The following is a 10,283-nucleotide window of genomic DNA, read 5'->3' as shown; positions in this document are numbered from 1 at the left end:
AATACACGGAGCCAACCGCAGCGCATGCCACGAAAATGATAATGCGTGTCCGCAATCCAAGTTCAGTGGTGAACCTCAAACGGCTGGCGTTGACGTCAATAACAGCGACGAAACCTTAACCATTCGGTAGGCGACGTCGATTTGCGTCGTGAAGGCGGGAAATCCTTGAACAGCATGGTTAAGCGAGGCTGGCCACTGGACGTCTATTGATTGACACTCGCAAGCAAGATGGTCAAATCAAACAGGTATCTGGCGCCTTAAGGGCGCCTTTTACCAGCTGATTGAGCCCCGCTTCACCTGACGTCCTATGTAACCCTCCGTTTACCATCAGAGTCTTTGAATGTCAGCGATCTAGGCTAGCATTGGAAATCGGGCAGCCAACGCCACGCGGTATGGTTCAAGAGTCGGAAAATGGGAATAGAGTAAGGATGATCGTTCTCCTTGATCAAGATGGAGTGCTAGCCGACTTTGAGCGCGGTTTTCTCGCATCATGGCGGGTACGCTGCGTATTTCGGTCCATCGTGACCGCCCATTTCGGTAAGGCGTGACCGGTCATTTCGCTAAGGTGTGACCGGCTGTTTCGGTCGATCGTGACCGATTTCTCCCGGTTTCCGGAATCATCGGTCACACCTTACCGAAACGCCCCACCTGCGTTCGTTGTGCATGACTTTCACGGCGCATCCTTCCCGGTTTCGGGGGAGCGATGCCAACACCGCGAGTGGCCATGCGTGACATCAAAGAAATACTGCGATTGAAGTTCGAGTGCGGCTTGTCGCACGAGCGAATCGGGCGGGCGTTGGGCCTGTCCAAGGGCGTGGTCAGCAAGTACGTGGCGCGGGCGAGGATTGCCGGGCTGGACGGGGTGTCGGCGGCAACGTTGGATGAGGCGCAGATCCTTGCGCGCCTGTGCCCGGTGCCGGCGCTCGTGCGCGGGGATCGCGCCGCTATCGACCTGCCGTGGGTGCATCGCGAACTGCGTCGCAAGGGCGTCACCCTGCAATTGCTCTGGCAGGAATACAGCCAGGCGCATGCCGGACAGGCGACCTACCAGTACACCCAGTTCTGCCAGAACTACCACGACTATGCCGGAGCGCAGCGTCGCTCGATGCGTCAAGTCCATCGGGCCGGTGAGAAGCTCTTCATCGACTACGCCGGTCCGACCATGGCCATCGTCAATCCGGACACCGGCGAATTGCGTCGGGCCCACATCTTCGTGGCGGTGCTGGGGGCGTCGAACTACACCTATGCCTGTGCGACCCCGGGCGAGACGCAGACCGACTGGCTGCGAGGCTTGAGTCAGGCACTGACCTTCTTTGGCGGTGTGCCGGCGCTGGTGGTGCCGGACAATCCGCGCGCACTGATCAAGCATCCGGATCGCTATGAGCCGCTGCTCAACCGGGCCACCCAAGCCTGCGCCGAGCATTACGGCATGGCCATCCTGCCGGCGCGACCGCGCAAGCCGCAGGACAAGGCCAAAGTCGAGGTTGGCGTGCAGGTGGTCGAGCGCTGGATCCTGGCCCGGTTGCGCCATCAGGTCTTCTTCACTCTGGCCGCCCTCAATCACGCCATTGCCGAGCTGCTGGTCGAACTGAATGCGCGCGCGTTCAAGAAGCTTCCGGGCAATCGACGCGAGTGGTTCGAGACGATCGACCGGCCCGCGCTGCGGCTCTTGCCAACCCAGCCCTATGAGATCGCACGGTTCAAGCCGTGCACGGTCAATATCGATTACCACGTCGACATCGACGGCCACTATTACAGCGTGCCGCACGCGCTGGTGCGCAAGACCGTCGAAGCACGCATCACTGACACGACGGTCGAGATCCTGCACGGCGGCCAGCGGGTGGCGAGCCACGCACGTGCCGAGTCGCGTGGCCGTCACACCACGGTGGCCGAGCACATGCCCGCCGCCCATCGCGCCCATCGGGAGTGGACCCCCGGGCGCTTCCAGCGCTGGGCCGGCGATAGCGGTCCGGCGACCCATCAGTTGGTCACTCACCTGTTGATTGATCGTCCGCACCCGGAGATGGGTTATCGCAGTTGTCTGGGCCTGCTGTCGCTGGCCCGCGAATATGGCCTGCCCCGTCTTGAAGCAGCCTGTGCCCGCGCACTGGCGACGGGTGCACGCACGCGCAAGTCGGTCCTCTCAATCCTGCGCGCAGGACTTGATCAGCAGCCCTGTCCGACGACCCAACCCCAGGCCGACTGGATCAGCCCGGCACACGAAAATCTGCGTGGCCCGGCCTACTACCTGGATCCACCCAACCCCACTCTGAAGGAGATTGCATGTTGACCCATCCCACTCTCGACCAATTGCGCACGCTCAAGCTTGACGGCATGGCGTGCGCCCTCGAAGAACAACGCCAGCTGCCCGCCTGCGAGGACCTCGCCTTCGAGGATCGACTCGGCCTGCTGGTCGATCGCGAACGGGCGTGGCGTGACGGCCGACGCCTTGAACGTCTCTTGCGTGCGGCCAAACTCAAACACGCACAAGCCTGTCTGGAAGACGTTCAGTACAGCGCCGGTCGCGGACTCGACAAGCGTCTGATCGCAACCTTGTCCGGCGGCGACTGGATCCGCCAGGGACAAAGCATCCTGCTCACCGGCCCGACCGGTGTCGGCAAAACCTGGCTTGCTTGCGCGCTCGGCCAGCACGCCTGTCGTCAGGGCTTCCCGGTGCTCTATCAACGCGTCCCGCGTCTGACCGAGACGCTGCGCATCGCCCACGCCGACGGCAGCTTTGGTCGTGTCCTCGCCCAGCTCGCGCGCATCGATGTGCTGATCCTCGACGACTGGGGCATGACCCCGCTTGATCAGGCGGCACGTCACGATCTGCTCGAAGTTATCGACGACCGCAGCACCAGCAAGTCCACCCTCATCACCAGCCAGTTGCCGATCGACCACTGGCACGCCTGGCTCAATGATCCCACCGTCGCCGATGCCATTCTTGACCGTCTCGTGCACCGCTCCCACCGCGTCGCCCTGAAGGGTGAATCCATGCGCCGAAAACCACCGGAAAAACCCAAATCCGACAATCCATCGTGACCGCTGACGTACACTAACTCCAACGCACAACGACTCAGGTTAAATCGGTCACGATCAACCGAAACGAGCGGTCACGATCAGCGAAATACGCAGGTACGCCATCCCGACGTAGTCGCTATCCGCGCTGATCAACGCAAGACGTTTCGGGTTCGCGACGACTACCCGCTTGATCTGCGTGCTCAAGTTGACGCGATTTATCACGCCCCGAGCTTCTACCGCGATCTTGCGCCAATTGCTGGGGCCGTTGAGGGTGCGAAAGCAATGCTCAATGCAGGAATCGACGTTCGTATTTGCACATCCCCGTTGGACGCATACCGGCACTGCGTTCCTGAAAAATACGAATGGGTTGAACGCTACCTCGGCCACGAGTTCGTTCGGCGAATCGTCGTGACGAAAGACAAGAGCCTGATCCTCGGAGATGTGCTCATCGACGACAACCCTGAGATTCCGGTTTCTCGGCCCCCAGCGTGGTGCCATGTAGTCTACGACCAGCCTTACAACGGCAACCATGTGGGCCCGCGGGTTACGTGGAAGAGCTGGGAGGCCATTTTGGACCCGAATTTCCTCGTGGATGTTCCGAATTGCACCCGCCCTCATTTGGCGTAGACCTGCTTATAGATACGGTTGTTGAGCAATATCCGCTATTGCCATTGCGATTCCCATACACGCTCCGGCATAGGCAGCCATGGCGGGCTGCGTCACGCGGATCCTGCGGCCAACATCTGTGACCAATATCGACATTTCATTCCGGCAATATTCGTCTGCTAAGTGCGCTCGATGGACGATGCAATTACGCACGTAGATCATCTCGCGGAGTGCGCGGCAATGTTCGTCACTTATGGCGGTGGGGAGTCGCACGGCTTCGAGTCGTCGGAGCCAACCGTTCGGGGCGATTTTCTCCGTTCTCGTGAACGCCTTCAATCTAGAGGCTGCATGTTGTGCCTCGGTATGCGTTAGGTCGCGCTCAACCGGCGTGGTCAGTTTCGTGACCCCAAGTTTGGCGAGATGGACGAGTAGTCCTGGTCGAAATCGCAATGCAACGATGATCGTGTCGTCGATCCCTGCCTCAAGCGCCGAACAGAGGTTTACTATGACCATCGAATGCATTGGGTGAAGATTGTTGGAGAGTAGTTCTCCCCCACTCGCTGTCTGCCCAACCTCCTTTCGTAGCTTCCCAACTAGGGTCGCATTTCCCTTCAGCGAATCGATACCTGCGTGAAGAATTCGCGCGACGCTCAACGTTTCGTGAAGGAGTTGGAGGGTGCGGCCGGCAATGAAATTAAGTTCTATAACGAGGCCTGTATTCTTGCGAAGCTCATATGGTAACGACGCCTCGGCACGCCCTATCATGAGGTCGTGTACAAAGTCCGCGTCGTCAAGCTTTGCTGGTCTCTCGTTCATGCTTTTGTGCTCGGTATGGTTGCTTGCGTTGCACAAATTGAACCGATACTCATGGATGAAACTCGCTACCTGAGTTTTTCTAATGGCTGGAAGCTGACCTAGGCATTCGAGTGTTCACTTTACTCGGCCAGCCGATCATGTTGCATCGGTGCGCGGATCACTGCGTTCCGGTGCACGGACGAATTTTGGAGGTTCGTTGAAACACCTAGTAATGAAGTTTCCCAAGCTTACGGTCTTTAGACCTTTTACCGCCAAGCGGCCATCGACACTCACCCGATCATAGGCGTGCTGGTAGCACTCTGCAGATGCTGGAGAATATTCCGCCACTACGTAGGGCATAGCGCGTCGAAGTCCGCTTCCGCGTACATCAGCAATCGCTTGAAGCGCATGCTCGATCACCACGCATTCCATTCCGGGTGGGACGTCGAGCAATATCGGCGACAGCATTGATGCTTCGCTAGGGCGTCGCTCGATTTCAATCCAATAGGCGACCCGACCATTCAACGTGAGCTGCAGAACGAGCGCAGCTCGGGGAATTCCTGAAGCGCTGGATGTTTGGCTTCCCTTCGGATGGAGGGCGACCCATCCGCGACCAGGAACGCGCCCATGCGAACGCATCCTTTCGTCAAGAAAATTCCAGCAATGTAGTCCCTTTCGGTCGGTGCGCAGTGACGACTGCAGTGGCCCGAACAGACTGTAGTCATCAATCACGCCTTCCAATGCCAATTGTTCAAACGCAGCGAGCAGGTGATCAAAATGTACCTGCCCAGGAATCAAAAGGCTTTCTACCAGCGCCTTCCTATCCGTATCGATCTGGGACGAATTGGCGCCGGTGGAAGCGCTTTGTTCTTCCGAGGGGTCTGAAGATTGTCTTGGTGATGCGGTGTAGCGCTGGTGACTATTTTTTTCAAGTTTTCTGGTTTTGGGTTGGCGAAGGTAGCTGATGTTCAAACCTTCAAACGCCAGCGCCGAATACTGCGAAGAGGCGTCGTGTTGCGCCGACAGTTGCGCTTCTTCGTGCGCTCGTTGACTCGAACTTGACGCCGAATACGGGCGTGGGCCGTCATTCTCGCGCGGTTGATCTGAGCCTGCACCACTATTGAGGCGTTCCCATGCGATCATCGGAACGATATCCGGCCAATCAAATGCAGCAATATGAGTTGCCAGGAAAGTTCGCGAACCCTTTCGAGCAACGTCAGCGAGCCAGAAGCCACGGACCTGCAATTGTAGCGATCGATCCTCTGGCGGGAGCGGGATATGGCCGCTCGCATACCAGAGTGCATGTCGATTGCTTCCGCGATCTTGCAAAGACTGGGAGTACAACGCCTCTGCGCATCGAGAAGCGTGAGGATCAAATTGAAAGAGCGCCATCAATGGCGCAAAGGTGTCGGGCACTTTCGTTTCAAGAATTACGTGCCACTCCCCCGTCGTGGGATCGACTTGGGTCCTGAGGCCCGACTTCAATTCGCCGAAGAAGATTAGCTCTCGTTTGATCTTGGACCATGGTCCCATCGCGAATGCGTTCGCAATGGCCGTATGGGGAAAATAGAACGTCTGCTCAATGAGCGTGCGGGGAATCACGATGTCCGCAGGAGCTTGATCGTCTCGGTATATCCAGCATCGGGATGGAGCAAAGTCTTTGGGTAGATGGAACTGGACCGGATTCAGCACACGAAAAGGCGTGTCCCAATTCTTTGGGCGGGGCAACTCTTCGCCACAAGTCACCGACGTTCCGCATGACTCACCTGTTGCCAACGAAATCGACTGGACCTGAGTGGGGAGCGTGCCGACCAATTTCTTGGTTCGAAAAACCTGACCTATGCGCAAAGCCGACAGCGATCCGACATGTACGCGACCACGTTTGTATGTCGGATACCTGTCGCGAGGGAGTCGCAGGAAAGCGGTAATTTGGTCTGTTCGGAACCGCGCAACCTCAGACTTGGAGGAAACTGGCAGCTCTTGGAACAGGATCTCGATTGAGTTGGTTCGACTCAGCGCATGTGCTTGTCGGTAGCCATCAATCCATTTGATGCACCAGAATGCATCTCCTTCGGGAAACTCTAAAAACTCCATCGACCTCGTGCCCAGTACCTTTCTGCCATTACCCTACCCGAGTCGTGCCTATAAGTGGAGGGTCGTTTAATTAGGCGGAATTGACAGCAACCGCCGAAGCGGTGTGATGCGGCGCACGGAAAGCGCGCTGCATCCAGTTGCTCATCCCGCTGTCTACACCAGCCACCGAACGCACCGCGGCAAGTTCAAGCGCCTCATGCTCGGCCAGCGGCGGCAGGATGCCGGGCAGTCGACAGGCGAGCATGGTCTTGCCGGTACCTGGCGGACCTACGAGAAGCAAATTGTGGGCTCCGGCGGCGGCCACCTCGAGGGCGCGGCGGGCGTGTTGCTGACCGCGAACTTCGCTGAGATCGGGTGCTGTGCTGCTGAGCGGCGTCTCAGGCGCGCGTTCGGCGCGCGGCAAGCTCTCGCGCCCACACAGATGCGCACACACTTCGAGCAGACTGCCCGCGCTGCGTACATCGGCGCCGCTGACCAGCGCGGCCTCTGCGGCATTCTGGGCCGGAACAATGACGCGGCGTCCGCACAATGCGGCGCGCATGACTGCCGGTAACACACCGTGGACGGCACGCAGTCCGCCGGACAAGGCCAACTCGCCGAGGAATTCATGCTTCTCCAGCGCATCGCGCGGAATGCTGCCGTTGGCGGCAAGAATGCCGATGGCGATCGGCAGATCGAAGCGGCCGCCATCCTTGGGCAGATCGGCCGGTGCAAGTCCGACGGTGATCTTGCGCTGCGGGTAGTCGAGTTGGCAGTTGAGAATGGCCGCACGCACGCGATCACGCGCTTCGCGCACCGCGGTTTCCGGCAGGCCGACAATGGAAGTACTCGGCAGACCGCCGGAAAGATGAACCTCGCAGGTGACCAGCGGTGCGCTGACGCCTTCCTGGGCACGGCTGTAGACGACGGCGAGACTCATGATCGGGTTGCCGTCGTTGAAACAATCGAACCTTCAGCGCCGCGATCCGCGCAACAACACCAGTCAGTGTCGCGGCTGGGCCGATATCGAGGCCTCGAGCGCGGCGAGCTGTCGTTCAAGCTGCTCGATCTTCTCGCGCGTGCGCAACAACACGCAGCGCTGCACGTCAAACTCCTCGCGCGTGACCAGATCGAGCTTGCCGAGTCCGGTTTGCAGGATTGCGTGGAAGTTCTTGCCGAGATCTTCACGGGCTTCCTTCATCCCTGTGGGAACAATGGCGGCGAGGCGTTGTGCCAGTTCGTCGATGGTGGTGGCAGTAATCATGGCAAACCTCGAAACGTTGGGGAGCACGCTATGGTAACCGGCGGCGCTTGAATCGGCCGCTGCAAATCAGCGAGAACCCCGAGCGATGTGGGAAGTGTCGACCGCGATGACGCGAACGTCATCGCAGTCGACTGCAAATCCCTGCTTGCATCCGTGCCTGCATCCCTGCTCGCGTCCCAGCGCCTGCGTCAGCGGTGTTGCCGACGGGCCATCCCTTGGCAACAGAGTCTAGGCAGGTCGCAAGCATTCCACAGTGGGCGTTTTCTGATTTTCGTGTAGGAATTTTCCTACAAGGGGCGGGGACGGCTGAGTGCAGGGAACGGCGAATTCACAAGCCACGCGGCCGGCAGCCCGCCATCGCCGCGTGCCGGCTTTGCAGATAGCACCGCTCAGGGATCTTCACGAAATCGGATTGCCGCTATAGTTGTCACCATTCCACGATCTCAAGGACACAGCGCATGAAAATGGTCATGGCGATCATCAAACCGTTCAAGCTCGATGACGTGCGCGAGGCGCTTGCCGATATCGGCGTTCAGGGCATCACCGTCAGCGAGGTCAAGGGCTTCGGCCGCCAGAAAGGCCACACCGAGCTCTATCGCGGAGCGGAATACGTCGTCGACTTCCTGCCCAAGATCAAGATCGAGATTGCGGTCGCCGAAGATCAGCTCGAACGCGTCGTCGAAACCCTGCGTGAAAGCGCCAACAGCGGCAAGATCGGCGACGGCAAGATCTTCGTCTGGCAGCTTGATCAGGTCATGCGCATCCGCACAGGCGAGCTTGACGACGACGCACTCTAGGGCCTGTTCGCACTATTCCGCCGATGGTGCCGGAGGCCGGAAAGTCGCAGCGCAACGCCATTCGTCGTAATAATGTGAACAGGCCCTAGATTCGACTCGGCTGGATTGTCACATGCCCCCTCGCCAACGCCTGTCTCTTGATCACAAGTTTCGGCATCAACTTCTGGTCGGTTTCGCGAAACTCGACATCGGATTTCATGGAGGAACAGAAATGAGTTCGTCATTCCGGCACTTGGACAAGTTCGGGACACGCTCTGCTGCTGTGTCGGAATATCCAAGACTCTGGATCCATGGTGATTTTTACGCCGCTTCGCGACGCGGCATCCCTGCCCTTTTTCACTCGCCTCCGGGCGAGCGAGTGTCTTCTCTTTGCGTGGCCAAAGAGAAGGCACCAAGAGAAAGGCCACCCCGCAATCGCGCCTTGCGCACAGTCCCTGTGCTCCAGGTGCGCGAGGCCGCTCCGGGGTTCGCCGACAGTCCATCCCTGGACTGGCGTCAAACTCGCCCACATCGTGTGGGCGACCCTTCGGGCTGGTCCTCCGCAACCTCGCCGCGATCGAGGGGACCCCATAAAGCGCGCATCGTGCGCGCCACAGCAAAGAGCAAAGCCAAAGTCAAAAGCGCGAGCATGCGGGAATCTGATTCGTCTTGGCTGCGCAGGCGACTGCATGGATGCATGAGGTACGCCTCCATGGATGGAAGCGGTAGAACGGCGTCGGCAACAGCCGTCGAGAGGTCGCTGCTGCGCATCCTGCGCACGCGACATTCGCACATCCATGTGCAGCACAACGCAGCAGTTGCCGAGCGTGCTGCAAAACAGAAAAGTCACTGGACCCTGTTTTTGCAAGGGTGACTGAAGGCTGGAGGCGAGTGATGGCCGAGCGAGAGATCGCGTTGGCGCCGGAACGCCTCATGACAAACCTTGCAAGCGAAATCTCCTTGGTCTTCAGCGGAACGCAATCCAGATCGCGAGCGCAACAAACAGCAAGGCCGCGCCAATCCGCGCCGCCCGCAACGGCAGGCGATCAGCAAAGCGTGCGCCTAGCCAGACCACCGGCACATTGGCCAGCAACATGCCGATCGTCGTGCCCACCACTACTTGCCATAGCGGCGTGTATTGCGCCGCCAAAACCACGGTCGCAACCTGGGTCTTGTCGCCCATTTCGGCGAGGAAGAACGCAATCAGGGTTGCTGCGAGGACGCCGCGGCTGCCTCGATCAGGTATTTCGTCGGCGTTGACCTTATCCGGAATCAGGGTCCACAAGCCGATGACAAGAAACGAAATCGCCACGATCCAGCGCAGAACATCCGGTGCCAACAAGGCCGAAACGCTGGCACCGAACCATGCCGCGATGCCGTGGTTGGCCAGGGTCGCGATCAGGATGCCGACGCAGATGGGCAACGGTTTGCGATATTTCGCGGCAAGAATCAGAGACAGCAGCTGGGTTTTGTCGCCCATTTCGGCGATGGCGACGGCGGCCGTCGATATCAACAGGGTTTGCACTGAAGCTCCACGGTTTCGGAAGGCGCCTTGATAGCCTTACGAGTGAGTTTTGTCGAGGCAAGATTCCGCTGCTTGACACGCGAATGCGAATCGTTATCATTCAGGAACTGTCGATCAACGGAGTCCGCCATGCTGAGTTCCGAGATGCATTCATCCAACGCCGCGTCCGCACAAAGCCCAACCCAAACGGGCTTTCAACCGCGGCCATCACTCAACCGACAGC

General features: G+C 59.0%; 8 protein-coding genes and 1 pseudogene. 4 read left to right on the top strand and 5 right to left on the bottom strand.

The genetic code is table 11. The features are described 5' to 3' along the window. Positions 1–703: 703 nt before the first annotated feature. From istA to VFN25_RS16805, 3 genes are read left to right on the top strand one after another with little or no spacing between them, the layout of a single operon-like run. Complete coding sequence (gene istA / locus VFN25_RS07380) at positions 704–2,290, top strand: IS21 family transposase (protein ID WP_325140380.1); 1,587 nt, start codon at positions 704–706, stop codon at positions 2,288–2,290. Next, complete coding sequence (gene istB / locus VFN25_RS07375; protein ID WP_325140378.1) at positions 2,284–3,042, top strand: IS21-like element helper ATPase IstB; 759 nt, start codon at positions 2,284–2,286, stop codon at positions 3,040–3,042. The genes istA and istB overlap by 7 nt, the downstream gene beginning before the upstream one ends. A 3-nt stretch (positions 3,043–3,045) precedes the next feature. Then, the gene (locus VFN25_RS16805; RefSeq protein WP_414648890.1) at positions 3,046–3,648 is read left to right on the top strand and encodes a 5' nucleotidase, NT5C type; all 603 of its coding nucleotides are present in this window, start codon (positions 3,046–3,048) and stop codon (positions 3,646–3,648) included. Positions 3,649–3,654: 6 nt separating this feature from the next. On the opposite strand, the gene VFN25_RS07365 is transcribed toward VFN25_RS16805, so the two are convergent. The 4 genes and pseudogenes from VFN25_RS07365 to ubiK all read right to left on the bottom strand — a co-directional run bounded on the left by VFN25_RS07365 (position 3,655) and on the right by ubiK (position 7,759). Next, positions 3,655–4,443 carry a hypothetical protein gene (locus tag VFN25_RS07365; RefSeq protein ID WP_325140374.1) on the bottom strand — a complete coding sequence of 263 codons (789 nt, stop codon included), beginning with the start codon at positions 4,441–4,443 and terminating at the stop codon, positions 3,655–3,657. Positions 4,444–4,578: 135 nt separating this feature from the next. Next, the gene (locus VFN25_RS07360; protein ID WP_325140371.1) at positions 4,579–6,516 is read right to left on the bottom strand and encodes a hypothetical protein; all 1,938 of its coding nucleotides are present in this window, start codon (positions 6,514–6,516) and stop codon (positions 4,579–4,581) included. A gap of 82 nt (positions 6,517–6,598) precedes the next feature. After that, positions 6,599–7,435: pseudogene (locus VFN25_RS07355) on the bottom strand (YifB family Mg chelatase-like AAA ATPase); the annotation flags it as partial. A 63-nt stretch (positions 7,436–7,498) separates the two neighbouring features. Next, positions 7,499–7,759 carry a ubiquinone biosynthesis accessory factor UbiK gene (gene ubiK / locus VFN25_RS07350; protein ID WP_325140369.1) on the bottom strand — a complete coding sequence of 87 codons (261 nt, stop codon included), beginning with the start codon at positions 7,757–7,759 and terminating at the stop codon, positions 7,499–7,501. 458 nt (positions 7,760–8,217) lie between these two features. Here ubiK and VFN25_RS07345 point away from each other — a divergent pair, with 458 nt between their 5' ends. Then, positions 8,218–8,556: a P-II family nitrogen regulator gene (locus VFN25_RS07345; RefSeq protein ID WP_325140367.1), complete on the top strand. Its 339-nt coding sequence runs from the start codon at positions 8,218–8,220 to the stop codon at positions 8,554–8,556. A gap of 946 nt (positions 8,557–9,502) precedes the next feature. Here the strand turns inward: VFN25_RS07345 and VFN25_RS07340 are convergent. Then, entirely contained in the window at positions 9,503–10,060 is a 558-nt protein-coding gene (locus tag VFN25_RS07340; protein ID WP_325140365.1) for a TMEM165/GDT1 family protein, read from the bottom strand. Positions 10,061–10,283 lie beyond the last annotated feature (223 nt).

The organism is Dokdonella sp., assembly GCF_035703485.1.
Taxonomy (GTDB): domain Bacteria; phylum Pseudomonadota; class Gammaproteobacteria; order Xanthomonadales; family Rhodanobacteraceae; genus Dokdonella.
This window is presented reverse-complemented; position numbering and strand designations above follow the sequence as displayed.